22 protein-coding genes are annotated in these 24,538 nt (G+C 59.8%); 9 read left to right on the top strand and 13 right to left on the bottom strand.

The window, feature by feature from the left end; translation table 11 throughout:
* Positions 1-80: 80 nt before the first annotated feature.
* The gene (locus FHX08_RS15335; RefSeq protein ID WP_132652867.1) at positions 81-356 is read right to left on the bottom strand and encodes a hypothetical protein; all 276 of its coding nucleotides are present in this window, start codon (positions 354-356) and stop codon (positions 81-83) included.
* A 13-nt stretch (positions 357-369) separates the two neighbouring features.
* Complete coding sequence (mutS, locus tag FHX08_RS15330) at positions 370-3,096, bottom strand: DNA mismatch repair protein MutS (RefSeq protein ID WP_132652866.1); 2,727 nt, start codon at positions 3,094-3,096, stop codon at positions 370-372.
* 113 nt (positions 3,097-3,209) lie between these two features.
* Here mutS and FHX08_RS15325 point away from each other — a divergent pair, with 113 nt between their 5' ends.
* Positions 3,210-5,495, top strand: a complete 2,286-nt coding sequence (locus FHX08_RS15325; RefSeq protein ID WP_132652865.1) for an NADP-dependent malic enzyme — start codon at positions 3,210-3,212, stop codon at positions 5,493-5,495.
* Between the two features lie 81 nt (positions 5,496-5,576).
* Here FHX08_RS15325 and FHX08_RS15320 read toward each other — a convergent pair whose 3' ends face one another.
* From FHX08_RS15320 to FHX08_RS15300, 5 genes are all read right to left on the bottom strand, one after another.
* The gene (locus tag FHX08_RS15320; RefSeq protein ID WP_132652864.1) at positions 5,577-6,452 is read right to left on the bottom strand and encodes a GNAT family N-acetyltransferase; all 876 of its coding nucleotides are present in this window, start codon (positions 6,450-6,452) and stop codon (positions 5,577-5,579) included.
* Between the two features lie 108 nt (positions 6,453-6,560).
* Positions 6,561-8,588: a hybrid sensor histidine kinase/response regulator gene (locus tag FHX08_RS15315; RefSeq protein ID WP_409527407.1), complete on the bottom strand. Its 2,028-nt coding sequence runs from the start codon at positions 8,586-8,588 to the stop codon at positions 6,561-6,563.
* A gap of 262 nt (positions 8,589-8,850) precedes the next feature.
* The gene (gene lspA, locus FHX08_RS15310) at positions 8,851-9,357 is read right to left on the bottom strand and encodes a signal peptidase II (protein WP_132652862.1); all 507 of its coding nucleotides are present in this window, start codon (positions 9,355-9,357) and stop codon (positions 8,851-8,853) included.
* Positions 9,354-10,211 carry a TrmH family RNA methyltransferase gene (locus FHX08_RS15305; RefSeq protein WP_132652861.1) on the bottom strand — a complete coding sequence of 286 codons (858 nt, stop codon included), beginning with the start codon at positions 10,209-10,211 and terminating at the stop codon, positions 9,354-9,356. The genes lspA and FHX08_RS15305 overlap by 4 nt, the downstream gene beginning before the upstream one ends.
* Positions 10,208-11,305 (bottom strand): class I SAM-dependent methyltransferase, encoded by a 1,098-nt coding sequence (locus FHX08_RS15300; RefSeq protein ID WP_132652860.1) that lies wholly within the window; start codon positions 11,303-11,305, stop codon positions 10,208-10,210. The genes FHX08_RS15305 and FHX08_RS15300 overlap by 4 nt, the downstream gene beginning before the upstream one ends.
* A gap of 115 nt (positions 11,306-11,420) precedes the next feature.
* Here FHX08_RS15300 and FHX08_RS15295 point away from each other — a divergent pair, with 115 nt between their 5' ends.
* Positions 11,421-11,873, top strand: coding sequence for a CoxG family protein (locus FHX08_RS15295; protein WP_132652859.1), 453 nt, complete (start codon positions 11,421-11,423; stop codon positions 11,871-11,873).
* A 57-nt stretch (positions 11,874-11,930) separates the two neighbouring features.
* Entirely contained in the window at positions 11,931-12,374 is a 444-nt protein-coding gene (locus FHX08_RS15290; protein ID WP_184327290.1) for a GNAT family N-acetyltransferase, read from the top strand.
* 6 nt (positions 12,375-12,380) lie between these two features.
* On the opposite strand, the gene FHX08_RS15285 is transcribed toward FHX08_RS15290, so the two are convergent.
* The 3 genes from FHX08_RS15285 to sppA form a co-directional block, all read right to left on the bottom strand.
* Positions 12,381-12,713, bottom strand: a complete 333-nt coding sequence (locus FHX08_RS15285) for a LapA family protein (protein WP_132652857.1) — start codon at positions 12,711-12,713, stop codon at positions 12,381-12,383.
* Positions 12,714-12,813: 100 nt separating this feature from the next.
* Positions 12,814-13,113, bottom strand: coding sequence for an integration host factor subunit beta (locus tag FHX08_RS15280; protein WP_003544934.1), 300 nt, complete (start codon positions 13,111-13,113; stop codon positions 12,814-12,816).
* Positions 13,114-13,143: 30 nt separating this feature from the next.
* A complete protein-coding gene (gene sppA / locus FHX08_RS15275; protein ID WP_132652856.1) occupies positions 13,144-14,094 on the bottom strand; it encodes a signal peptide peptidase SppA in 951 nt (316 codons plus the stop codon).
* A gap of 223 nt (positions 14,095-14,317) precedes the next feature.
* On the opposite strand from sppA, the gene lptC reads away from it, so the two are divergent.
* The 6 genes from lptC (at position 14,318) to ptsN (ending at position 19,596) form a co-directional block, all read left to right on the top strand.
* A complete protein-coding gene (gene lptC, locus FHX08_RS15270; protein ID WP_132652855.1) occupies positions 14,318-14,983 on the top strand; it encodes an LPS export ABC transporter periplasmic protein LptC in 666 nt (221 codons plus the stop codon).
* Between the two features lie 13 nt (positions 14,984-14,996).
* Positions 14,997-15,638: an LptA/OstA family protein gene (locus tag FHX08_RS15265; protein WP_132652854.1), complete on the top strand. Its 642-nt coding sequence runs from the start codon at positions 14,997-14,999 to the stop codon at positions 15,636-15,638.
* Between the two features lie 16 nt (positions 15,639-15,654).
* The gene (gene lptB / locus FHX08_RS15260; RefSeq protein ID WP_132652853.1) at positions 15,655-16,458 is read left to right on the top strand and encodes an LPS export ABC transporter ATP-binding protein; all 804 of its coding nucleotides are present in this window, start codon (positions 15,655-15,657) and stop codon (positions 16,456-16,458) included.
* Between the two features lie 156 nt (positions 16,459-16,614).
* Positions 16,615-18,159 carry an RNA polymerase factor sigma-54 gene (gene rpoN / locus FHX08_RS15255; protein ID WP_132652851.1) on the top strand — a complete coding sequence of 515 codons (1,545 nt, stop codon included), beginning with the start codon at positions 16,615-16,617 and terminating at the stop codon, positions 18,157-18,159.
* Between the two features lie 318 nt (positions 18,160-18,477).
* Entirely contained in the window at positions 18,478-19,059 is a 582-nt protein-coding gene (gene hpf / locus FHX08_RS15250; protein ID WP_132652850.1) for a ribosome hibernation-promoting factor, HPF/YfiA family, read from the top strand.
* 72 nt (positions 19,060-19,131) lie between these two features.
* Entirely contained in the window at positions 19,132-19,596 is a 465-nt protein-coding gene (gene ptsN / locus FHX08_RS15245; protein WP_132652849.1) for a PTS IIA-like nitrogen regulatory protein PtsN, read from the top strand.
* Positions 19,597-19,670: 74 nt separating this feature from the next.
* On the opposite strand, the gene FHX08_RS15240 is transcribed toward ptsN, so the two are convergent.
* The 3 genes from FHX08_RS15240 to FHX08_RS15230 all read right to left on the bottom strand — a co-directional run bounded on the left by FHX08_RS15240 (position 19,671) and on the right by FHX08_RS15230 (position 24,417).
* Positions 19,671-22,010: a methyl-accepting chemotaxis protein gene (locus tag FHX08_RS15240; protein ID WP_132652848.1), complete on the bottom strand. Its 2,340-nt coding sequence runs from the start codon at positions 22,008-22,010 to the stop codon at positions 19,671-19,673.
* A gap of 240 nt (positions 22,011-22,250) precedes the next feature.
* A complete protein-coding gene (locus FHX08_RS15235; protein WP_132652847.1) occupies positions 22,251-23,150 on the bottom strand; it encodes a ribokinase in 900 nt (299 codons plus the stop codon).
* A gap of 43 nt (positions 23,151-23,193) precedes the next feature.
* Entirely contained in the window at positions 23,194-24,417 is a 1,224-nt protein-coding gene (locus tag FHX08_RS15230; protein WP_132652846.1) for a DNA recombination protein RmuC, read from the bottom strand.
* Between the last annotated feature and the right edge of the window lie 121 nt (positions 24,418-24,538).

Here is a 24,538-nt window from a genome sequence, read left to right as displayed (position 1 = left end):
GTGTTCATATTGCATGAACCTTTAATTTTGGCGAAATGGTGTTGGCAAGCCGTCGGCGAAGGACCCTTTGCCGCAAGGCCTCAGGGAAGCGGTTGCGTCAGCAGCGTGTCGAGGACCTGCCGTGTCTCGCTCATGATGCTATCGAGGGTCGCTTTGTCGCATTCGCGATAACCAGTATCGACGATCGCGTCGCTCAGTTCACCGATTTTCAGGCAGGAACCGGTGATCTTCGCCATACCGATCGGTGTATTCCAGCCGCGCGCCTCCAGATTACCATCCGATTGTTTCATGATTTCGAGCATCGAGACGATGACCGAGAGGCGCTGGGTTTCCTGAAGCAGCTTTTCCATAAACACGGGGACGCTGCTCCTACTTCATCTTCTTTTTGAGGTCGTAAAGCGCATCGAGCGCCTCTCGCGGCGTCATGTCATCGAGGCTCATTGCCTTCAGGGCCTCCTCGACCTTGGAGGGCCCGCGCGATGTCTCCTCGCGTCGCACCGCGACCTGGAAAAGCGGCAGATCGTCGATCAGCTGGCTCGCCGGGTTTTTGCGATCGGCATCTTCAAGACGGGTCAGTACATCGCGTGCACGAGCCACGACCGACGCCGGCAGGCCGGCAAGCCGCGCGACCTGAATGCCGTAGGAGCGATCGGCAGCGCCCGGACCGACTTCATGCAGGAAGATGACGTCGCCGTCCCATTCCTTCACCCGCATCGTTGCGTTAGATAGCCGGGCGAGCTTTTCCGACAGCACCGTCAGCTCATGGAAATGCGTCGCGAACAGCCCGCGGCAGCGATTGACTTCATGCAGATGTTCGACAGCGGCCCAGGCGATGGAAAGACCGTCGAAGGTTGCCGTGCCGCGACCGATTTCGTCCAGAATGACGAGGGAGCGATCGGTCGCCTGGTTGAGAATCGCCGCTGTCTCGACCATTTCCACCATGAAGGTGGAGCGCCCGCGCGCCAGATCGTCAGATGCGCCGACACGCGAGAACAGCCGGTCGACAATGCCGATATGTGCCGATGTTGCCGGCACGAAGGATCCCATCTGGGCAAGGATGGCAATCAGCGCGTTCTGGCGCAGAAACGTCGATTTACCGCCCATGTTCGGGCCTGTCAGCAGCCAGATCGCCCCATCCTTGCCATCGGAGACGGGGGACAGATCGCAATTATTGGCGACGAAGGGACCTGTGGACTGCCGTCGCAGCGCCTGTTCGACGACAGGGTGACGGCCGCCTTCGATGGCAAACATCTTTGAGCCGTCGACCAATGGCCGGCAATAGGCTTGCTCCTCGGCAAGCAGTGCCAAACCAGCCGCAACGTCGATAATGGCCAGTGCGCGTGCGCCGGCCTTGATCGCCTCCGCCTCGGCAACCGCAGCTTCCGTCATCCGGTCGAAAGCTTCAAGCTCGATCTGCAGCGCGCGGTCGGCGGCGTTGGCGATGCGGCTTTCCAAATCCGCAAGCTCTGTGGTCGTGAAGCGCATGGCGTTCGCCATCGTCTGGCGATGAATGAAGCGGGCCTTCGCCTCAGATGTGTCGGTCATCGGGCCGGCATTGCCGGCCGTAACCTCAATGAAGTAGCCGAGGATGTTGTTGTGCTTGATCTTCAGCGACTTAATGCCGGTCTCTTCGGCATATTGCAGCTGCAAGCCGGCAATGACGCGGCGCGACTGGTCGCGCAATGCCCGGACCTCGTCCAGCTCGGCGTTGGCGCCGTCACGCAGGAAGCCGCCGTCGCGTTTCAGCAGCGGCAACTCGTCGGCGAGGGTCTCCGCAAGCAGGGTTTCAAGGGCCGATGGCAGCGCCCGCAGTTCCATGCGGGCGCGTTCCAGCTCCTCAGGCAGCAGGGCGCCGTTCAGCTGGCCCACGAGCTGCGCCGCTGCACCGAGCCCCTGGCGGATCGCCCAGAGATCGCGCGGACCACCACGATCGAGCGCCAGGCGGGAAAGTGCTCGCGGCATGTCGGGCACATGCTTCAGCGCATCGCGCAGCTCGCCGCAGAGCGACGGTTCCTGCATCAGGAAGCCGATCGAATCCAGCCGCTCGTTGATCCGGGCGGGATCAGTGAGCGGCGACATCAGCCGTTCAGCGAGCAATCGGGCTCCGCCGCCGGTGATCGTGCGGTCGATCGCCCTCAGCAACGCGCCATTACGATCGCCGGACAGAGTGCGCACAAGCTCGAGGTTGGCGCGGGTGGCGGGATCAATGAACAGCGTCGAAGCGCCGCTTTCCCGCTCCGGGCGCCCGAGCGGCGGCCGCTCGGCAATCTGCGTCTTTTCCACATAGGCAATGGCCGCTGCCGCCGCAGCAAGCTCGGCGCGTGAAAAGCTGCCGAAACCGTCAAGCGTCGAAACGTCGAAATAGCGCGCTATGCGACCCTCCGCCGTCGCGCTGTCGAAAAGCACAGCCGGCTGTGGAACGGCTGTGCGACCGAGCACGTCGAAGACCGGTTTCAGCTCGCTGTCATAAAAGATCGTATCAGGCACGATGAGCTCGCGCGGATCGATGCGCAGGATATCGGCGAGCAGCCGCGAGGCATCCGTTTCCGCTACTCGGAAAACGCCGGTGGAAATATCGATCCAGGCGAGCGCCAGCACCGGCTCGGAGGAACCGCGAATGCGCGCCAACGTCATCAGATAGTTCGATTCCGAGGGTGAAAGCAGCTTCTCCTCGGTAATAGTGCCTGGTGTGACCAAGCGGATGACGTCGCGCTTGACGACCGATTTCGAGCCGCGCTTCTTGGCTTCCGCGGGATCCTCCACCTGTTCGCAGACCGCGACGCGAAAGCCAAGCGCGATCAGCTTCTGCAGGTAGTCGTCGGCCGCATGCACAGGCACGCCGCACATGGGAATGTCCTGCCCCATATGCTGGCCGCGCTTGGTCAGCGTTAAACCAAGCGCGCGCGAAGCCTCGAGCGCGTCCTCGAAAAACAGCTCGTAAAAATCGCCCATACGATAGAAGAGCAGCGAATCCGGATTGTTCGCCTTGATCTCGATATATTGCTCCATCATCGGCGTTGCCGAGGCGCGGCTTTCCTCAGTCGCAAGCTCGGCTGCCGAGAAGGCTTCGTTTCTGCTGTCTATTCGTGCGTTCACGGAGGTGCAGTTTTTCCCAAAAAAACAGGTGCCAACCCTATCCGCGCGCCGCTATAGATGACAACAGCTATTGGGGAAGAGGAAAACGTCACCCACAGGCGTTTGGAGGAGGCATGTCCCATATGAAGAAGAAAGAACGGCCGGCGACGTCTGTTACTGACACGGAAGCGCTTGAATTTCACGCGATGGGCCGGCCCGGCAAGCTGGAGATCAACCCCACCAAGCCGATGGCGACGCAGCGCGATCTCTCGTTGGCCTATTCCCCTGGTGTCGCAGTGCCGGTCAAAGCCATCGCTACCGATCCGGCAACGGCCTACGACTATACGACGCGCGGCAACATGGTCGCCGTCATTTCCAACGGCACGGCCATCCTCGGCCTCGGTAATCTGGGCGCGCTTGCCTCCAAGCCGGTCATGGAAGGCAAATCGGTGCTCTTCAAACGTTTCGCCGATGTCGATTCCATCGACCTTGAAGTCGACACCGAAAATGTCGACGAGTTCATCAACTGCGTGCGCTTCCTCGGCCCCTCTTTTGGAGGCATCAATCTGGAAGACATCAAGGCTCCTGACTGCTTCGTCATCGAGAGCCGTTTGCGCGAGTTGATGGATATTCCCGTATTCCACGACGACCAGCACGGCACGGCGATCATCGCCGCAGCCGGCCTGATCAACGCGCTGGAACTGACCGGCCGCGATCTCAAGACCACTAAGCTCGTCTGCAATGGGGCGGGCGCCGCCGCCATCGCCTGCGTCGAGCTCATCAAGTCGATGGGCTTTGCACCTGAGAACATCATCCTTTGCGATACCAAGGGCGTCATCTATCAGGGCCGCACCGAGGGCATGAACCAGTGGAAATCGGCGCACGCGGCAAAGACCGATACCCGGACGCTGGAAGAAGCCATGAAAGGTGCGGATGTTGTTTTCGGCCTGTCGCAAAAGGGCGCCTTCTCGGAGGAGATGATCCGCTCCATGGCCGATCGGCCGATCATCTTTGCTATGGCCAATCCCGATCCGGAAATCACGCCAGAGGAAGTTTCCCGCATCCGTGACGATGCCATTATGGCGACTGGTCGTTCGGATTACCCGAACCAAGTCAATAACGTTCTGGGCTTTCCTTATATCTTCCGCGGCGCCCTCGATGTCCGCGCCACGACCATTAACGACGCGATGAAGATCGCCGCCGTGAAGGCGCTCGCGAGCCTCGCCCGCGAGGATGTGCCCGATGATGTCGCTGCCGCCTATCAGGGCAACCGCCCGCGCTTCGGGGCTCAATACATTATTCCAGTCCCCTTCGATCCGCGCCTGATATCGGCCATTCCAGCCGCCGTCGCCGAAGCAGCGATCGAAAGCGGCGTCGCCCGCAAGATCATTTCCGATATGGCAGGTTATAAGCGCGAGCTCTCGGCTCGCCGCGATCCGATCGCCTCCACGCTTGCCAGCCTTTATGAGCGCGTGCGCCGTCATCCGAAGCGCGTGGTCTTTGCTGAGGCTGAGGAAGAGCAGGTACTGCGCGCTGCCATGTCCTACGCCAATCAGCAGCTCGGCACCGCAATCCTGCTCGGCCGCGAGGACCTGATCCGAGCGACTGCGGAGCGTGCCGGTATCGATCTCAATCGTCCGGGTCTGGAGATCGTCAACGCCCGCATCTCGACTAGGGTCGACGCCTATATCGACTATCTCTATGCCCGTCTGCAGCGGAAAGGCTACCTGCATCGCGACGTGCAGCGCCTCATCCACAACGACCGCAATCATTTCGCCGCGACCATGGTGGCGCTTGGCGATGCCGACGGCATGGTGACAGGCATTACCCGCAACTATTCGACTGCGCTGGAGGATGTGCGCCGCTGCATCGATCACAAACCGGGCCATCGTGTGATCGGCGTGTCGATCGCGCTTTGCCGCGGCCGCACCGTCTTCGTTGCCGATACCGCGGTTCACGATATGCCGACGGCCGAAGAGCTCGCCGATATTGCCGAGGAGGCAGCCGGTCTTGCACGGCGCATGGGCTACCAGCCGCGCGTGGCGATGCTCGCCTATTCCACCTTCGGCCACCCCTCGGGCGAACGTTCCGAGCGTGTCCGCGAGGCGGTGAAGATCCTCGACAGGCGTCGTATCGATTTTGAATATGACGGCGAAATGTCCGCTGACGTTGCCCTGAACCGCAAGGCGATGGAGCAATATCCCTTCTGCCGCCTTTCCGGCCCTGCCAACGTCCTCGTCATGCCGGCATTCCATTCGGCATCGATCTCCACGAAGATGCTGCAGGAACTCGGTGGCTCGACGGTCATCGGTCCCATCCTCGTCGGTTTCGACAAGGCAGTGCAGATCACTTCGATGGGTGCCAAGGATAGCGATATCGTGAATATGGCCGCGATTGCGGCCTATTCTGCCGGATCCTGATAAGACAAGAGAACGGAGCGGACCACATCTGGTCCGCTCCGCATCTAGCCCGCAAAAGCGATCAAATTCCCATCGGGATGATTAGCTGGCGAAACGGCCTGCATCGGCGCCATAATAGTTCAGATAGCGGTCGGAAATGCTTGAGATCGGCAGCACGATCAGCACGTCGGTCGTGTTGAAGGCCTGATCAACAACCGCGCTGGAGCCAACCATCGCGCCGAGGCGCAGGTAACCCTTGATCAGCGGCGGCAGCGCCATCAGCGCCTTCTTCGGATTGACACCTTCAGCCGGCATCAGGTCCATGCCGCGGGCCAGATGCGGGAGGGCGCCGACGGCCCATTCACCCTTGGCGAGCACGCTGTGATAAAGGAACGAAAGAGCCAGCGCGTGGCTTTCCGGATGAACACCCGGAAAAGAGGCGCAGCCGAACATGGCGCTCATGCCGTGCTTCAGTGCATAGGCCCAGTTGCCCTGCCAGAGCAGTTCTACCGTGCGCTTGGTGCGATATTCCGGCAGCACGCAGGAGCGGCCGAGTTCCATGAAGCGCTTGTCGGGATGGCGTGCGATCAGCTCATCGATCGCAAATTCGGAAGCCGAGTAAAAACCGCCATTAGCCATGGCAACTTCCTGCCTGAGCAGCCGGTAGGTGCCGACGATCTGGTCTTCTGCATCGCCTTCGATCGAACGATCGAGAACCAGAAGGTGGTCGCAGAAAGCGTCATAGGCATCGAAGTCCCGTCCGCGGCGCATGGCGTCCGGTGGCAGCTGGGCCTTCATTTCCTCGACAAAAACGCGGTAACGCACGGCCTGCGCGGCATCGATTTCGCGTGCGGTGCGGGCGAGGCGTGTCTCAAGATTGCCGATGCGGCCCAAAACATCGCCTTCCTTCGGCGCAGCAGCCGTCGACGGCCGCGAGGCCTCGGCAGTGGCGTCACAATTGAGGATGTCAACAGACATGGCAACTCTCCCGTCTCCGGCTTATCACAGGCCATAAAACACTTATATACGACAGGAAAGTGACATGCCAATTTCGTGCACGCAAGAAACGTGCCGGTTTCCCCAGCTTCAACGCGCCTCGGCTCGGCGTGCTGAAAGAGCGACAACCGCCTGTACTTCGGTAAGCAGCCTGACTGGATCGACCGGCTTTACCATGACGCGATTGGCACCGTTGAGCAAGACCTGCCGCCGCGATTCGTCTCTCTTGTCCGCAGTCAGGATGATGACGGGAACCGGCTGAAGATCGAGCCGCCGCTCGTGTCCGCGAAGGCGGCCGAGCATGTCGATGCCGTTGCCGCCGGGCATGGAAAGGTCGCTGATGATGATGTCGGGCCTGCCGTCACCGAGCGCGCGGTCGAGTAGAGACTCGAAATCCTCGACATGCCGGACCGAATGGCCGCCCTTTTCCAGCATGACACGCACCAGCATGGCGTTGATCGGGTCGTCCTCGCCGAGCAGAATGGAGAGCCCTTCGCCTGTCGCGGTGCGTTCGGCGACGGAGAGTCCGATGCCCGGCTGGTTATCGTTCAGCGCGTCGCGTTTCTCCATGCCACGCATGCGCCCGCGCAGCACGTCGATCAGCGACTGTTCGCGCAGCGGCCGGATCAGCCATGCGTCGAAGAGGTCGAGCGAATGCGAATTGCGCTCTTCCGGATTGACGAGCAGCACCTTGCGCAGGCCGAGCGCCGCAATCTCCGTGCGGTCGGCAATATGCAGCGAGAATTCCTCGGACATGCGGTGGTCGACGATGATATCGGTTGGCCGGTCGCCGCCGCGGGCAAGCGACAGCAGGCTTTCGCGTGCTGCCTCGCCGCCGGCGACCAGATGGCAGCGCCCGCCGAGCGTCGTAATCGTCTCGGCGATCGCCGTGCGTGCCGCACCCGCCGGAGCCAGCAGCACGATGCTGTTTCCAGCCAGCAGCGTGTTCCGGCTGGTGGCGTCTTCCTCCGGCAACTCGACCGGGAAGCGGATGGTGAACTGGCTACCCCTGCCTCTTTCGCTTGCGACGGTCAGCGATCCGCCGAACTCACGCAGGATGCGGGCAGAGATCGCAAGGCCGAGGCCCGTGCCGTTGCTCTTTTGAGCAAGCGATCCGCCCTGCTCGAATTCTCCGAATATGCGAGCCTGCTCCTCCGCCGTCATACCGGGGCCGGTATCAGTCACCGATATCAGCAATTCATTGGCGGCTCTCGAGACACGGATGAAGACACCGCCGGCCTGTGTGAATTTCACGGCATTGCCGATGACATTGAAGAGCACTTGGCGCAGCCGCGCCGGATCGAAGCTCATAAATTCCGGCACGTCGGAAGAAACGGTCGCACCGATCTCTATGCCCTTCTCATGAGCGCGATGAGCCAGCATTTCCACCACGCTCTCGAGCAGTTTACGCAGGGATTCCGACCGCGGGCGGAGCTGGAAACGGCCGACCTCGATCGTGGAGAAATCGAGCAGATCCTCGACCAGCTGAGACAGCGCATGGCCGGACTGACCGATACTGGTCAGATAGTTCTGCTGTTCCTGCGTCAGTTTCGTCTCTGAAATCAGATGCGCCATGCCGAGGATGCCTGATAGAGGCGTGCGGATTTCATGGCTGACCGTGGCGAGCAGCCGCGACTTGGCGGCGCTGTTATATTCGGCCTTTTGCCGGGCTTCCTCACGGCTTTCGGCGGCAAGTCGTTCTTCGGTCACATCGCGCGCGATGCTCTGGAGTAGCAAGCGCCCGGTTGCGGGGTCGCGAGTCACGACATCATGCCAGAGGAAGATGCGCTGTCCGGCGGGCGTTGAAATCTCCACGTCGTAACGATGCGGCTGCGGACCGGGGCGGAAGGCGAGGCCGATCTCTTCGCAGGTCTGACCTTCGGGTTTTGCACGACCCGTCAGGTTACGGAAGGTTTCGTTGGCGCCGATGATGCGCCTGTCCATCATGCGGGTGACGACAATATCGCCGAGCACGTCATGGACAGTCCCCAGAAGGCCCGTTGCATCTGCGTGTTCCAATAATTCCGGACCACGGCCGCGCTGTCTGTGTCCATTTCCGAAAAGAACGGCAAGATAGCCGGCGATGGCGGCAAGCAGGATGACACCGAGGCTGGCCAGAAGCGATCCGCTCCAATGGGAGAGAAGCAATAGCAGGATCGCCGCCAGCAGGCCCGCCCCGCCAAGCCAGTGAAAGAGCAGCGGGTGACGGGAGTGAAGAGGAATTGGCGACGCCGACTGGCTCGTCGTCCGGTCTCGATCAGACCTGACGGCGGCTCCGCCGAATGCAGCGGACAATCGTTCCTGAAACTGCGCCATACTCTGCATGCGGATCAGCTAACATATCGCCCGTTCCGAATGTTTTCAGGAATCCGCTAAAAATTTAGCGATCCGCCTTTTTTGGCTTTTGCAGCATCTCGTCGACAATGACACATCCCGCCCCCACGGTGATGAAACTGTCGGCAAGATTGAAGACGGCGAATGACCAGGTTTCCGTATGGAAGAGGATGTAGTCGATCACATGTCCATAGGCGAAACGATCGATCAGATTACCGATTGCGCCGGCAATGATCAGCGCATAACCGAGATGCGCGAGCCACCGGTCCTTGGCCGTGCGATGCCACAGATAGAGTACGAAGGCGACGATGATCAGCCGCATGCCGACAATGAACCATCCATCCATGCCTGACAGCATCGAGAACGCGACGCCGAGATTATAGGTGCGGTAGAGCGCCAGCATCGGAATGACAGGCACGGCTTCCTGCAGCGGCAAATAGTGGTCGACGGCGATCTTGACGATCTGATCGAGGATGACGGCGACCACGATGAAGATCAGGATCGGCAGAGGTCGTGAGAAGAGTGCCGGGCGCACGGTCGTCTGGTCGGTCATTTGCCCTCGGACAGTGAGAGGAGATGGCGGCGTGCCTCAAAAAGCATGACGGCGGTGGCAACGGCCAGATTGAGAGAATCGGCGCGGCCTTGCTGGGGAATACGGGCAAGCGCATCCGCTTCCTTGGCAAGCCGGTCCGGCAGGCCGGATTGCTCGTTGCCCATCAGCAGCACGACCGGCTTCTTCTTGTAGTCAATCGTGCGATAGTCGACAGAGCCGGCAAGGTGGGTCGCAACGACCGAAACGCCGGCCTGCTTCTTCCAGGCGATGAATTCCTCGGCCGTTGCGTGGGCGACGGGAACGGCAAAGACCGAACCCATCGTGGCGCGCACCGTTTCCAGCGAGAAGGGATCGGTTGTCTCGCCGACGAGGATGACGCCGGAGGCGCCGGCCGCATCGGCAGTACGGATGATCGTTCCGAGATTGCCGGGATCGCGCACGCGGTCCAGTGTCACCCAGGTTTCGCCTTCCTTCGGCCGGATATCCTTGAGCTTTGCCCAGCGTGTTTCGAATATGCCGACCACCATCTGCGGATTGTCGCGCCGCGTGATCGAAGAGAGCACCTTCTCGTTGACTTCAAGGACCAGCCCGCCTGACGCAACGGTCTTCGCCGCCATCTGTTCGACCAGCGGCTTGCCTTTTGCCGCCTTGGCATAGACGAGCGTGCGGATCGTCCAGCCGAGCTCGATCGCATCGATGACGAGCTTCAGGCCTTCGGCCATGAACGTGCCGCTCTCCTCGCGCGACTTCTTGTTGGTCAGCGCCTTGATGTCTTTGATGATCGGATTGGCGAGCGAGGTGACTTCCTTCACCTGCCCGACCCTGCGGGGGCCGCGATCGTGAAATTCGTTCATTTCGGTACCCAGCGGGAAAAGAGGGAGGTGGAGAGGGCTCGGCCCGGCGTCTTGCCGTCGAGCCCAGCCTCGCGGATCACGAGCTCGCCCGATTCGACCACGCCGCCTGCGCCCCGCATCGTCTCGCGCATCAGCTCGTGAATGGAATAGAAGCTCGCCCGGATCGAATAGGCCGTCAGCACGAGGCCGAGCGCTTTCGGCGACAGGATCTCCCGGCAGATGTCGAGCATCACAGGCAGATGTTCAAAGAGGTGCCAGACCTCGCCATTCGGCCCGCGGCCGAATTTCGGCGGATCGGTGAGGATGATGTCGTACCGGCTGCCGCGACGCTCCTCGCGCAGGATAAATTTCATCGCATCCTCGCAGATCCAGCGGATTGGCAGTTTTTCCATACGCCCCAGCGCCTGGTTCTCGCGCGCCCAGCCGATCGCCTTCTTTGAGGCGTCGACATGGGTCACCTCTGCACCGGCAGCCGCGGCAACCAGCGAGGCAACACCGGTGTAGCCGAAGAGGTTCAGCACCTTCAACGGCCGGCCGGCGCTTTCGATGTGTTGCTTCATCCAGCTCCAATGCATGATCTGCTCTGGAAAGACACCAACGTGCCGGAAGGAGGTGAAACGGCCGAAAAAATCGACGCCGAGCAGGTTGAGCGGCCAGGTCTCTCCGAGCGCTTCTTTGGGAAAGCGCCAGCGACCAGTGCCTTCTTCATCCGTATCACCAGTGAAGACCGCATCGACCTTTTCCCAGACATGGGTGGGTAGCGACGGCTGCCACAGCGCCTGCCCCTCTGGTCGGATGATCCGGTAGGGGCCGTATTGCTCAAGCTTCTGGCCGTTGCCGCTGTCGATCAGATGAAAATCGCCTGCGCCTGTGGATTCGAGCATGACAGGCACGCGCTCGACCGGCCGGTCGCCCGTACGGACCGTCAACGGACGTTCGATTGCGGCCGGAACCGCTGCCGGTGGGCGCTGTTCCCGCGCAGGCGTTGCCTTTGCTGCAGGTTTTTCCGGTTTTGCCGGCCGCGCATCGGTGCGGCGCCCGCCGGACGGACCTGAGGCCGTCTTTACTCCGGGCCGGCGTTCTCTTTGTTTCAACGTGGTCTTCCGCGTCCTGAATTCAATTGAGCCAGTGCAAATAGCATCCCGTCCGACCTTGGCAAAGCGCTTTCCAATTATGATATGGTCCGGTGATGGAAATGAGGAACTGCCGATGGATCTGATCGGGGAGGAGCGCATCGCCGCGCCGCGGGATGTCGTGTGGGCGGCGATGAACGATCCGGAAATCATCAAGCAGTGCATTCCGGGCTGCCAGAGCGTGGAAAAGCTGTCGCCCACGCAATTCCTGGCAACCGTCAAGGTCGGCTTCGGGCTGTTTTCAGTGACCTTCAACGGCGAAATCAGGCTTTCAAATGTCGATGCCCCGCGCAGCTACACTATCGCGGCGGAAGGGCGGGGCGGCATAGCCGGCTTCGCCAAAGGTGAGGCCGATGTTATCTTGGTCGATGAGGGCCTGCATACCCTTCTGCGCTATGAAGCCGACGGCGATACGGGCGGGCGGATCGCCGAGTTCGGCAGCCGGTTGATCCGCGCCACGCTGGAAAAGCTCGCGCGCCGCTTCTGGGGAAATTTCAATGCTGCGGTCGTCGAAAAGGCTGCAGGCTAGCTCGAGACTTGGTCTCGAAGACTTGGCATCCCCGATAATCCCTTTTACGCAAGACCGATGACCTGGAAAATACGACCAAACCGCCCCGAAGACGCGATGCAGCTTTCCGACATCTATCTGACCGTTCGGCGCCAGACGTTCACTTGGGTCGATCCCGGCAAGTTTCATCGCGAGGATTTTTCCGCCCATACGAATGGCGAAGTCGTTTCCGTCTGCGAGGCACCCAATGGGAAAATAGCCGGCTTCATCTCGATCTGGGCGGCGGATGATTTCATCCATATGCTTTACGTCTTGCCTGAATTTCAAGGCAAGGGCGCGGGAACGGCGTTGCTGCAATCGCTGCCCGCCTGGCCAAAGCACAGATATCGGCTGAAATGCCTCGTCAACAACCGCCGCGCCAAAGCTTTCTATCTGGCGCATGGCTTTCAGGTCACCGGCAGGGGCGCTTCGACCGAAGGCGATTATGAGGAGCTGAGTTTTGCTCCGGCTTCAGCGGAATAGAAGTGATTATCGCGAGGGCAGCTGGCCGGCGATCTCTTCCGCCCGCGTCTTGTGGCGGTCTGCTTCGCCTTGCCAGCGAATCGCTTCCTTGGCTTCAACACGCGCACGTTTGCGGTGCTTGCCCTGGTTGAACCAGGTTACAGCCGAACCGACGAGCATGCCGATGATGAACGCGATCAGCAGGAACACGAAGAAGGGCGCGGCGAAGGATAGAACCTGATCTTCCGGCCGAAACGGATTGAAGGCGAGCGTGACACTCTGCCGGTTGGCGACGCAGAAGATGATCAAGATGACGCCAAGCGGCAGCAAAATCAAAAGGTTGATGATCTTCGTGGTCATGTCGTTCTCCGCGCCGGTTTGGCGAAGGCAAGCTTCACGGACGCCAGAATAGAAGCGCGGCGGCAAAGTTCAAGTGTGGCTTGATAGCCGATTGTGAGGATCAATCCTCTTCGTCCGCCTGTCCGGGGTTCAGGCGCTCGCGCAGTTCCTTGCCGGTCTTGAAGAAGGGAACCCACTTCTCCTCGACGAATACCGTATCACCAGTGCGCGGGTTGCGGCCGGAACGGGACGGGCGGTTCTTGACCGAAAATGCGCCGAAGCCACGCAGCTCGACGCGGTTGCCGGCGGCAAGCGCATCAGTGATCTCGTCGAGGACCGCGTTGACGATATTTTCCACATCGCGGTGGTAGAGATGCGGATTGCGTGCCGCAACAATCTGCACCAATTCGGACTTGATCACGGTCGCCCCCTTAAATTATTGATTTCTTATTCAATCCTGGCCAACCTGCCAAACTGAAAGCAGCCCGTCAAGGAGCAACTTTGGGGGCAGGATGCCGTTCAGATCCTGGCCTTTGACAAGATCACCATAACCGAGGATCGTAATCAACCGCGAAACAGCCCCCGCGAGCAGGAAGGGCGTGTTGCTCTTCTTGTCCCAATCGACCATGGGCAGGTTGTTGCTGACGTTTCGCGTGGTCAGATAGGCGCGGATTTCCGGTTCTCCACCCACGGCGTCGATGAGTTTCACCTTGAGCGCCTGCCGGCCCGTATAGATCGTGCCGTCGGCAAGCTTCAGCGCCTCGTCGTGCGGCAATTTGCGCCGGTCGGCAACAAGGTTGACGAACCAGTCATAGCTGTCGAGAACCATGCTGCGGATCATGGTCTTGGCTTCCTCGCTGGTGTCGTGGAACGGCGAGGGCTCGGCCTTGAGCGGCGAGGATTTGATCTCCTGCAGCGAGACTCCGAGCTTTTCGAGCAGCGGCTGGACTTGCGGATACTGAAAGATGACGCCGATCGAACCGGTGATGGAGCTTTCGCCGGCGATGATGGTGTCGCCTGCCGTTGCGATCATGTAGCCCGCGGACGCGGCGAGTGTCCTGACGTCCGAGACGACGGGCTTCTTCTCCGCGATCGCCCGGATCGCCTTGAATATCTTTTCGCCGCCATAGGTCGTTCCGCCCGGCGAGGAGATTGAGATCACGACTGCCTTCGCCTGGTCATTGTCCTTGATCTTTTCCAGCCGCTCGAGCAGCTCGTCATCATCGGTAATCAAGCCGGAGATCGTGACATGGGCGATATGGGGCCGCGCCGTACTGCTTTCGCTGAAGGCAAAATTATAAAGCGCAAAGCCGAGCGCAACCAGCAGCACGACCGCGACAAGGCGCCAAAAGCCAAGCCTGCGGCGCAGCAGCCGGCGGTCTGCGATGATCGAGCTGTCCATTTCAACCTCCAAAGACGAAACCCAACGGGCGGTTTTCCGCCGCTGGGGAGATAAGGCGCGAGCTCCGTCGTGAAAATGTCCGGAAACCTGCTATTTTCGGTTTAGTTGCTTGTTGCAGAAAAAAATCCATATTGGCAAGCCAATGTAATAATGCGAAACGAACTGTGATTGGCGCCCGGCATTGCTATATAAGCGGCACGATCATCACACATGGACCAGGCATATGCTCAATACCCTCAGGAACAATGGGACGCCCGCCTACGCGGGACCTAAGGACAGCGCCTATGGCCTTGCCCGGTTCCATTCCATGCGTGTCCGCCGCCTGAAGTTTTTGCTGCCGGTCACGGCCCTCGCTATTTCTCTTATCTTCATCGCCGTATCGGTGATCCGAACCTACCTGCCGGAAACCATCAAGATCGAAGGTGCCAAAATCGAAAACGGCAAAGTCGTGATGGAAAAGCCGGCGATCGCCGGGCGCAATTCCGATGGCATCAACTATTCCATGCTTGCCGAGCGCGCGCTGCAAGATATCCGGAATCCCGACTTGATAACGCTGGAGACGATCAAGGCTGCCGTGCCGATGAATGACGGCCTGATCGCCCGCGTTACGGCGGCAACCGCTGATTTCAATCGTGCGACCGACAAGCTGCACATGACGGCGCCTTTCACGCTCGTTTTGAGCAGCGGTCTCGTTGCGAATTTTCAGTCTGCTCACCTTGATATCAAGGGCGGAAACATGTCGACGGACGATCCCGTCAGAATTACCAAGGACAATACTTCGATTGTTGCGCAGACCCTCAATATAACAGATAAGGGGCGGGTGATCACATTCGAGGGGAATGTTCGCATGAATGTTGAATCATCCACCATCCATAAACAGGGCACCTAAAGAGCCGGGTCAAATGACAAAAGATTGTCGCATTTCAACGCGTAAGACTGGCGTAGTTTTCATCACTGGCGCGTTTGCGCTCGTCCTGTCGGTCGCGGGGGCGGCCGCCCAGTCGACGACGATGCCGGGCATGAAGCTTTCGAGCGATCAGCCGATCCAGATTGAAAGCAACAAGCTTGAAATCCATGATCAGGAACACACGGCGCTCTTCACCGGCGACGTCAAGGTCGTTCAGGGCACCACGACGATGCAGGCCGGCAAGATGACGGTCTATTACAAGGACAAGGCGAAGCAGCCCCAAACCGGCGGCGCTGCAGCACCTGCCGCCCAGCCGGCCCAGACCGCGGCGGAACAGACGAGCTCGCTTGCTTCGGGCAGCGCCGATATCGACAAGATCCTGGTGACCGATAAGGTCTACCTCACCTCGGGTACGCAGACGGCGACGGCGGATGACGGCAATTTCGATATGACTTCGCAGGTCTTTATCCTGACGGGCAAGAAGGTCGTGCTGACCGATGGACCGAACGTCTTTACCGGCTGCCAGTTGACCGTGCACATGGCGACTGGTCAGGCAGAGCTTGAAAGCTGCGGTGGCCGTGTCCAGATTCAGCTCGATCCAAAATCGCAGCCGAGTCAGCAGCCAAAGCAGAATTGAGAAGTCGGCCTTTCACGTGAAGTTATTCTCCTTATCCACCAAGTCTGGCAGAGCCGCGCCGGAAGTCGCCGCGGCTCCTGTCGACAGGGCCCGTTATCAAGGCACGCTGATCGCGCGTGGTCTGACCAAGACCTACGCGACCCGGCGTGTCGTCAATGGCGTTTCACTCGTAGTGCGACGCGGTGAGGCAGTCGGTCTACTGGGGCCGAACGGTGCCGGTAAAACCACCTGCTTCTACATGATTACCGGCCTCGTGCCTGTCGACGAGGGAACCATAGAGATCGACGGCAATGACGTGACGACGATGCCGATGTACCGTCGTTCGCGCCTTGGCGTCGGCTACCTGCCGCAGGAAGCCTCGATCTTTCGCGGATTGACGGTTGAGGAGAATATCCGCGCCGTCCTCGAGGTTCATGAAAACGACAAGGCGACGCGGGAACGCAAGCTCGACGAATTGCTTGAGGAGTTTCATATCTCGAAGCTGCGCAAGAGTGCGGCCGTGGCTCTCTCCGGTGGCGAGCGGCGTCGCCTCGAAATTGCCCGTGCGCTTGCAACCGACCCGACCTTCATGCTGCTCGACGAGCCCTTTGCCGGCGTCGACCCGATTTCGGTCGCGGATATTCAGAACCTCGTGCACCATTTGACGGCCCGCGGCATCGGTGTCTTGGTGACCGACCACAATGTGCGTGAGACGCTTGGATTGATCGACCGGGCCTATATCATCCATGCCGGCGAGGTGCTGACACATGGGCGTGCGAACGACATCGTCAACAATCCGGAAGTGCGGCGGCTTTATCTGGGCGACAATTTCAGTCTCTAAACCAGTCCTGGGCGGTAGGAAATTACAGTCGCGTCATAGGTTCCGCTTGACCAAATAGGATAAAAAAGCAATTTTTGGGCCAACTCGGATTTCCGTGGCCCGAAGCCCTAGCCGGACACGGTTTCCTGGAGGAGTCGAGGGAGTTTCGCGTCCGCCATGGCCCTGTCTGCTAATCTTTTTCTGAGACAGAACCAGTCCCTGGTGATGACACCGCAACTGATGCAATCCATCCAGTTGCTGCAGATGACGTATGTGGAACTCACCCAGTTCATCGCCCAGGAAGTGGAGAAGAACCCGCTTTTGGAATTTCCGTCGAGCGAGGGGGAGTCCGGTGAACGCGAGGCTGCGGACGAACCATATCCCCAGCAGGCGGATGATGCGGGCGATGGCGAGTATGAGAACCGTGGCGAAACCCTGTCTGGCGACTGGTACGACAATGGCAGCTCGAGCCGGCTGAGCGACGAACTCGACGCCAATTATACCAATGTCTTCCCGGATGACGGCGCGCCACAGCGGCTTGATGCGCCGGAACTTGTCAGCCAGTGGAAGTCGATGCCGGGCAGCACCGACGGCACGGACAATTACGATCTCGATGATTTCGTCGCCGGTCAGGTCTCTTTGCGAGACCACCTTGCTCAGCAGATCCCCTTCATATTGCCGGATATGGCCGATCGCCTGATCGCCCAAAATCTCGTCGATCAGCTCGACGATGCCGGCTATCTGCAGGCGGATATGGCGGAAGCGGGCGAACGTCTCGGGACGGATGCCGAAGATATCGAGCGTGTGCTGGCCGCGTTGCAGACGCTTGATCCGCCTGGTGTCTTCGCCCGCAATCTCGCCGAATGCCTGGCGATTCAGCTTCGTCAGAAGGATCGCTACGATCCTGCTATGCAAGCGCTCGTCGAAAATCTCGAGCTCTTGGCAAGGCGCGACTTCGTTACCCTGAAACGCCTCTGTGGCGTCGATGAGGAAGACCTACTCGACATGCTCTCGGAAATCCGTCAGCTCAATCCCAAGCCCGGCAGCGGTTTCGAGGCTGGCGTTTCCGAGGCGATAATGCCCGACGTCGTGGTTCGCCCCTCCTCGGATGGCGCCTGGCTGGTGGAGCTCAATCCGGATACGCTGCCGCGGGTCCTCATCAACCAGTCCTATTTTTCACGCGTGGCGAAGAACGGTGAGGATTATGCCTTCCTCTCCGAATGTCTGCAAAGCGCCAACTGGCTCACGCGCAGCCTCGACCAGCGCGCCAAGACCATCATGAAGGTGGCGAGCGAAATCGTGCGTCAGCAGGATGCCTTCCTGTTGCACGGCGTCGATCATCTGCGGCCGCTAAACCTGAAGACAGTGGCCGAGGCGATCAAGATGCATGAATCGACCGTCAGCCGCGTAACCTCAAACAAATACATGCTGACGCCGCGTGGCCTCTTCGAGCTCAAATATTTCTTCACGGTTTCGATCGGCGCCGTTGAGGGTGGTGACAGCCATTCGGCTGAAGCGGTTCGCCACAAGATTCGCACGCTGATCATGCAGGAAAGCCCCGATGCGGTGCTTTCCGACGACGACATCGTCGATATGCTCAAGAGCGGTGGCATCGATCTCGCCCGCCGTACGGTTGCCAAATATCGCGAGGCTATGAACATCGCCTCTTCCGTCCAACGCCGCAGGGAAAAGCGCGCGTTGGCCAAGGTGGCCAGTTTCTAGCCGCAACTTAGGGGAGAGCCAATGTTCGCCGCTGCGAACTGTTGACCGCAGAGACGCCCCATTCCCTGGGATTTTCGCTGCACGCTTTCCGCGTGGACTGGGCCTCGCTTTGCCGGGCTCTTGACTTTCCGGGAGCCTGTCGCTAGAAGCCCGCCGCAATCGGAGCAGAACGGCATCCGGACATTATCCCCATCATCCTCAGGGCGCCAGGGACACGCAGACTTGAGCTCATCTTGCTTGAGATTGCGCGAAGTGCTTGGATGAGTTTGAGGCTTGGCGTAAACTGATACTCGCAAACTACATAAGAAGGGAAACTCCATGAGTGTGCGTGTATCCGGTAAACATATGGAAATTGGTGACTCGTTCCGTCAAAAGATCGAGGACCAAATTGGTGTAGCCGTCACGAAATACTTCGACGGGGGGTATTCCGGTCAGGTGATCGTGGAAAAATCGAGCTCTCGTTTTTCCGCTGATTGCAAGCTTCATCTCGATAGCGGCGTCGTGCTGCATGCGGCAGGCGAAGCCATGGACCCGCAGCTTGCCTTTGATGCGGCATCCGAGCGTATCGAGAAGCGCCTGCGCCGCTACAAGCGGAAGCTCAAGGATCACCATGCCGGAAACCATCTGAACGGTAATGGCTTCGCAGAAGTGGCCTACACCGTCATGGACGCGGTTCCCGATCACGAAGACGAAGTCCCGGACGATTTTGCTCCGGCAATCGTCGCTGAAAGCACGAAGCAGCTCAAGACGATGTCCGTCGCAACCGCCGTTATGGCGCTCGACATGACCGACGAGCCGCTTCTCCTGTTCCGCAGCCCCGGCAAGGAGCAGCTCAACATCGTTTACCGTCGTCACGACGGAAATATTGGCTGGATCGATTCGGCCAATATCAAAGGCTGAGACCAGGACGGGGGAACATCGCAAGACGCCGTTCCCTCGGACGCTTGGTTTCGGCGACAGAAGGAAAAAGAAATGGCATTGGCAGATTTGCTGCACCAGGATGCGATCATTCCCGCCCTCAGGGTAAATTCCAAGAAACAGTTGCTTCAGGAATTGGCAGCAAAAGCCTCCAAGATTACGGGGCTTTCCGAGCGGGAAATCTTCGATGTGATCCTGCAGCGCGAACGTCTGGGCTCGACCGGCGTCGGCAACGGTATCGCCATTCCTCACGGCAAGCTCACCAACATCCACTCTATCGTCGGCATCTTTGCCCGGCTGGAACAGCCGGTCGATTTCGAAGCGCTGGATGACCAGCCAGTCGATCTGGTGTTCCTGCTTCTGGCGCCGGAAGGTGCAGGTGCCGATCACCTGAAGGCGCTTTCACGCATCGCTCGCGTGCTCCGCGACCACGATCTGGTTGCCAAGCTGCGTGCGACCGACTCCGCGTCGGCGATTTATGCCTTCCTGAATGAGGAGCAGACGTCGAACGCCGCCTGATCGCTGGAGATTTAGCCGAAACGCAAAAGGCGCCCGAGTGATCGAGCGCCTTTTTCTTGTCAGATAATCAGCAATCAGAACTCTTCCCAATTGTCCTGAGCAACGGCGGCCGAGCCGTAAGACTGTGCAGCGACCCGGCGCGGTGCCGGGGCCGGAGCACGTGGTGCCGGTGCAGAGGCCGGTGTGCGCATCTGCTGCGCTGTGGAACGCAGTGCCGCGGCATTTCCCTGACTGGAGATACGGAAGCGGGCGACCAGTGCCTTCAGCGTCTGAGCTTCGTCGTTCAGCGTCACGCTGGCCGCGGTGGTTTCTTCCACCATCGCGGCGTTCTGCTGGGTGACCTGGTCCATCTGGTTCATGGCCTGGTTTATTTCCTTCAGGCCGATGGCCTGTTCGCTGGCCGAGGCCGAAATCTGGCGGATGAGGCCGTTGATGCCCATCACCTGTTCGGCGATCTTGTGCAGCGTGTCTCCGGCGCGTCCGACGAGATCGACGCCTTCCTTGACCTGAACGGCCGAGGTATTGATGAGTGTCTTGATCTCCTTGGCAGCGTTTGCCGAGCGCTGGGCGAGTTCCCGGACTTCCTGTGCGACAACCGCAAAGCCCTTGCCGGCTTCGCCGGCGCGTGCTGCTTCGACACCGGCGTTCAGAGCGAGAAGATTGGTCTGGAAGGCGATCTCGTCGATGACGCCGATGATGCGCGAGACTTCCGTCGAAGATTGCTCGATGCCGTGCATGGAGGCAATTGCCTTTTGCACCACTTCGCCGGACTTCTCTGCATCCTCGCAGGCGAGGTTGACATTGTCGGCCGCCGTACGGGCGTTCTCGGCGCTGGAATTGACCTGGGCCGTGAGCTCGTTCAGGGCCGCTGCGGTTTCCTCCAGGCTTGCCGCCTGCTGCTCGGTACGCTTGGCAAGATCGGAGGCGCTGTTGCTGATTTCGCCGGTGCCTGAGCCGATATTGACGACGCTGAGGTTCATCGTGTTGATGGTTTCTTCGAGGCTTGCCAGAGCGGCGTTGAAGTCCTGCTTCAACTTGCCGTATTCGCCAGGGAAATCCTCGGTGATGCGATGACCGAGATTGCCCTGCGACAGTTCCGAAAGGCCTGCGCCGACGATCGAGACGATGTGACGCTGCAGGTTGACTGATTGCTGGCGTTCCAATTCCGAGCGACCGCGTTCGGCTTCGGCGGCAAGGCGCTGGCTGTCGGCCTCGGCCTCGAGGCGCTGCGTATCGGCGAGCGCAAAACGGAAACCTTCGAGAGCCTTGGCGACTGAGCCGATTTCGTCGGCACGGTTCTGACCGTCGACCGCCTCATCATATCTGCCGTCGCTGAGCGCCTTAACGCTGGTGACGAGGCCGCCGAGCGGACGCTGAACCAGCGTGCGGACGGCGAAGTAGAGGGCAAGCAGCACAGCACCGAGTACGATGATCCCGTTGATGATCATCATGAAGGTCTGGTCCTGAACCGGCGCATTCATTGCCGTGTGCGGAACGTCGACCAGAACGACCCATGTGGCGTTCAGGCCGGGAACCGAGAAGGGATAGATAACGCGATCGAAGGGATCGAGACCGTCGAAGCTCAGGTTCTTGACGAGGCCGATCTGCTTGGAGGAAAGCGCAGCCTTCACATCGGCAGCACCCGGGTTGTCGCCATAAGGCTTCGACATCAGGTCCGGGACCGGCGCGACGATCCAGTTGCCGTTCTGGGCGATCAGCGTCACCCGGCCGGAGCCGAAAGGACGCAGTGCCTGAACCTTGTCGGTCAGTGATTTGAGCGAGATATCGACACCTTCCACGCCGATCATCTTGCCGCCCGACATGACCGGATAGGCGATCGAGGTCAAGAGCGTCGGAACGTCCGTACCTTCGGCAAGATAAGGAGCCGTGATAGCACCTTTGCCGCTATCGGCGGCAAGCTTCCACCATTCTGCAGTATAGTCATTGTCGAAGGTCGAAAACTGGATATCGCCGGTCTTGGTCTTCGACCAATAGGGCGTGAAGGCGCCAGCCTTGTTGGTACCCTCGTCATTGTTGTTGGCGATCTCGGTGGTCTTGCCGTCGAAAGCGCCAAGCTGTTCGCAGAACCAGCTGCCGAAGGCAAAGGCGTTCTGTTCGAGGTTGGCTTTCAGAATGCTGATGATACCCTTGCGGTCGAGGATCTTGCCTTCATGTCCGCGTCCGACGACCCCCGACATGGTGCGGGCAGCGCTCGCAAGCTCGCCGACATTGGCGGCGATCTCATTGGCGATCGACTTGGCTTCCGAGTTGGCCTGATCCAGCGTGAGCGTCTGGACGCGGTTACGGGTCTGATCGATCAGGAAAAGGTTCGAAACGACGAGCACCAGCGCGATGGCGGCACCGGTGATGACAATGAGCTTCGCCGCAAGCGATTTCATTCTGAAAACGAACATGTGTTCCTCGGGGCAAGGACGAGCCGAACGGCCATTCTTCGGCACAGCGGATAAGGCACGCTCCGTCATGGAGCAGCTATAGGGTTGAACCGCCTCGAAGAGGGACGAGGTGCGATCTTGAGAAGGATCGTCAGAAACCTCTTAAATTTGAATGAAATTTGCCGGGCTTTGACAGCAAAACCGGACCACCACCCTAAAACTGGGGGTGGTGTTTCTTCGAATGTTCGCAGCTGGAATGGATTATATTCTGTCTGCGACTTCGGCTGCGAGCGGGATCGACGGCTGCGCGCCCGGTTTCAGGCAGGCAAGCGAGCCGGCGACTGCTGCGCGACGCAGGGCCGAATTGAAATCCAGACCCTCGTCGAGGCTTGCGGTGAAATAGCCGCAGAACGTATCGCCCGCGCCGACTGTATCGACTGGTTCGATGACGAGGCCCTGAGCACGGGAAATCTGACTGTCCCGGATCGCGATGACACCATCCCCCCCGAGTGTGACGATCAGGGTCTGGCCGGTCTCCGCATGCAGCCGCTTCAACGCCGCTTCACGATCGCTGGCACTCATATTCTCCTGTCCAGCCAGACGCTCGAACTCGGTCTCATTGGCAATGACGATATCGGCCAGCCGCCCCAGACGCGGCGCATCCGGGATGAGCGGAGCGAGATTGAGAATGCTGGTGATACCCTTGGCGCGAGAGACGGCAAGTGCGCGCTCGACCGCTTCAACCGGGATCTCGAGCTGCAGCATGAGGATATCGCCCTCATTCATGGCGCCGACGGTAGCCTCGGCATCGTCACCGCTGACCTTGCCATTCGCGCCGGGGATGACGGCGATCATGTTCTCACCATCGCCACCGACGAGAATGAGAGCGGTGCCCGTCGGCCCCTCGACATGGCTGACGCGGGAAAGATCGGTGCCGGCGCTGTCGAGAAGTTCAAGCGCACCCTCGGCAAATGCGTCCTTGCCGACAGCGCCCGCCATATGGACGTAACGGCCTGCGCGCCGGGCGGCGAGCGCCTGATTGGCACCCTTGCCGCCGGCAGCCGTCGCAAAGCTGTTACCTGCAACTGTTTCGCCCGGCTTCGGCAGGCGCTCTGTGGTGGCGATAAGGTCCATGTTGATGGAGCCAAAAACTGTGATCATGAAATGTCCGTCCCTTGTTTGGGTCGCGACACTGCCGAAGCGATTACTCCTCGTCAACCACTCTGAGCTTGAGCAGGCCGGTCCGGCTTTCGACTGATTTTGGTGGCGGCTCATTCTCGCGCACCGGCTTGCCGTCGCCACCCGCCTCGAATTCCAGTGCTTCGATCTTTGCGCCACGCTTCGTGAGCTTGTCCGCAGAGGTGATAATCTGGTCCACGTCGCGCTGCGTCTGAGAGAAGTGTCCCTGCAGCTTACGGACGCGCTCGTCCAGCCGGCCGAGGTCATCCATCAAAAGCGCGACTTCGCCCTGGATGACATGCGCCTGCGCCCGCATGCGCTGATCCTTCAGCACGGCTTGGATGACCTGGATCGACAGCATCAGCAGCGAAGGCGAGACGATGACGACGCGCGCACGATGCGCCTTCTGCACGATCGCTTCGAAATTCTCATGGATTTCGGCGAAGATCGATTCCGATGGAACGAAGAGGAAAGCGGTATCCTGCGTTTCGCCTTGGATCAGATATTTGTCGGAAATGTCCTTTATGTGCACTTCCATGTCGCGGCGAAACTGCTGGGCGGCAAGCTTGCTGTCGTCAGGCCCACCGGCATCGCGGATTGCGTTCCAGGCTTCGAGCGGAAATTTCGCATCGATGACCAGCGGCGGCGCGCCGTTCGGCATCCGGATCGTGCAGTCCGGACGTGAGCCGTTGGAAAGCGTCTGCTGGAAGGCATAGGCGCCAATGGGCAGACCGTCGGCAACAATAGTCTCCATGCGCGACTGACCGAAGGCGCCACGCGTCTGCTTGTTGGAGAGGATGGCCTGCAGCCCGACGACATCCTTGGCGAGCGTCTGGATATTGCTTTGGGCCGCATCGATGACAGCCAGACGCTCCTGCAGCTTTTGCAGGTTATCATGCGTCGATTTCGTTTGCTCGGTCAACGTTGAGTTCATGCGCTGCGACATGCCGTCGAGCCGCAGGTTGATTGCCTGATTGAGTTCGGCCTGCCTCGAGCCGAAGACCTCGGCCATCGTCGAGATGCGCCCCTGCATCTCGGCCTGGATCTTCAGAAGCTCGGCCATGCGCGCTTCGCTTTCCATAGCGCGAAGATTGGCCTCTTCTGCTTCCTCGCGACGAATGCCGGCATTGCGCAGCGCAAACACAATCGTCACGAGAATGATGACGGCGAGCGCGCCGCCGGCGATCGCAAGCACGCCAGGGCTCAGCATGGGCAAGGAAATGGTGAGTGAGTCGGGTGTCATGGTCATATCGCACCATAACAAAATGCCCAGCGATATCCAGATCAAAACGTGAACAATCCACGTTGGCATTTTCGCCTGCTTTCGGCTACTTCGCTGTAACAGAAGAAAAATTAGCGATGCGTTTAAC

The organism is Rhizobium sp. BK529 (assembly GCF_014194105.1).
Taxonomy (GTDB): Bacteria; Pseudomonadota; Alphaproteobacteria; order Rhizobiales; family Rhizobiaceae; genus Rhizobium.
Note: the sequence above shows the minus strand (reverse complement) of the source record. Positions and strands in the feature narration are given on the sequence as shown.

What these genes read in the sequence shown, in the direction of transcription:
- rpoN (WP_132652851.1), top strand. Translation starts at nt 16,615, where the DNA reads ATGGCCCTGTCTGCTAATCTTTTTCTGAGACAGAACCAGTCCCTGGTG.
- ptsN (WP_132652849.1), top strand. Translation starts at nt 19,132, where the DNA reads ATGGCATTGGCAGATTTGCTGCACCAGGATGCGATCATTCCCGCCCTC.
- lspA (WP_132652862.1), bottom strand. Translation starts at nt 9,357, where the DNA reads ATGACCGACCAGACGACCGTGCGCCCGGCACTCTTCTCACGACCTCTG.
- FHX08_RS15230 (WP_132652846.1), bottom strand. Translation starts at nt 24,417, where the DNA reads ATGACCATGACACCCGACTCACTCACCATTTCCTTGCCCATGCTGAGC.
- FHX08_RS15285 (WP_132652857.1), bottom strand. Translation starts at nt 12,713, where the DNA reads ATGACCACGAAGATCATCAACCTTTTGATTTTGCTGCCGCTTGGCGTC.
- FHX08_RS15265 (WP_132652854.1), top strand. Translation starts at nt 14,997, where the DNA reads ATGACAAAAGATTGTCGCATTTCAACGCGTAAGACTGGCGTAGTTTTC.
- FHX08_RS15235 (WP_132652847.1), bottom strand. Translation starts at nt 23,150, where the DNA reads ATGATCACAGTTTTTGGCTCCATCAACATGGACCTTATCGCCACCACA.
- lptC (WP_132652855.1), top strand. Translation starts at nt 14,318, where the DNA reads ATGCTCAATACCCTCAGGAACAATGGGACGCCCGCCTACGCGGGACCT.
- FHX08_RS15325 (WP_132652865.1), top strand. Translation starts at nt 3,210, where the DNA reads ATGTCCCATATGAAGAAGAAAGAACGGCCGGCGACGTCTGTTACTGAC.
- FHX08_RS15240 (WP_132652848.1), bottom strand. Translation starts at nt 22,010, where the DNA reads ATGTTCGTTTTCAGAATGAAATCGCTTGCGGCGAAGCTCATTGTCATC.
- sppA (WP_132652856.1), bottom strand. Translation starts at nt 14,094, where the DNA reads ATGGACAGCTCGATCATCGCAGACCGCCGGCTGCTGCGCCGCAGGCTT.
- hpf (WP_132652850.1), top strand. Translation starts at nt 18,478, where the DNA reads ATGAGTGTGCGTGTATCCGGTAAACATATGGAAATTGGTGACTCGTTC.
- FHX08_RS15305 (WP_132652861.1), bottom strand. Translation starts at nt 10,211, where the DNA reads ATGAACGAATTTCACGATCGCGGCCCCCGCAGGGTCGGGCAGGTGAAG.
- FHX08_RS15295 (WP_132652859.1), top strand. Translation starts at nt 11,421, where the DNA reads ATGGATCTGATCGGGGAGGAGCGCATCGCCGCGCCGCGGGATGTCGTG.
- FHX08_RS15320 (WP_132652864.1), bottom strand. Translation starts at nt 6,452, where the DNA reads ATGTCTGTTGACATCCTCAATTGTGACGCCACTGCCGAGGCCTCGCGG.
- FHX08_RS15290 (WP_184327290.1), top strand. Translation starts at nt 11,931, where the DNA reads ATGACCTGGAAAATACGACCAAACCGCCCCGAAGACGCGATGCAGCTT.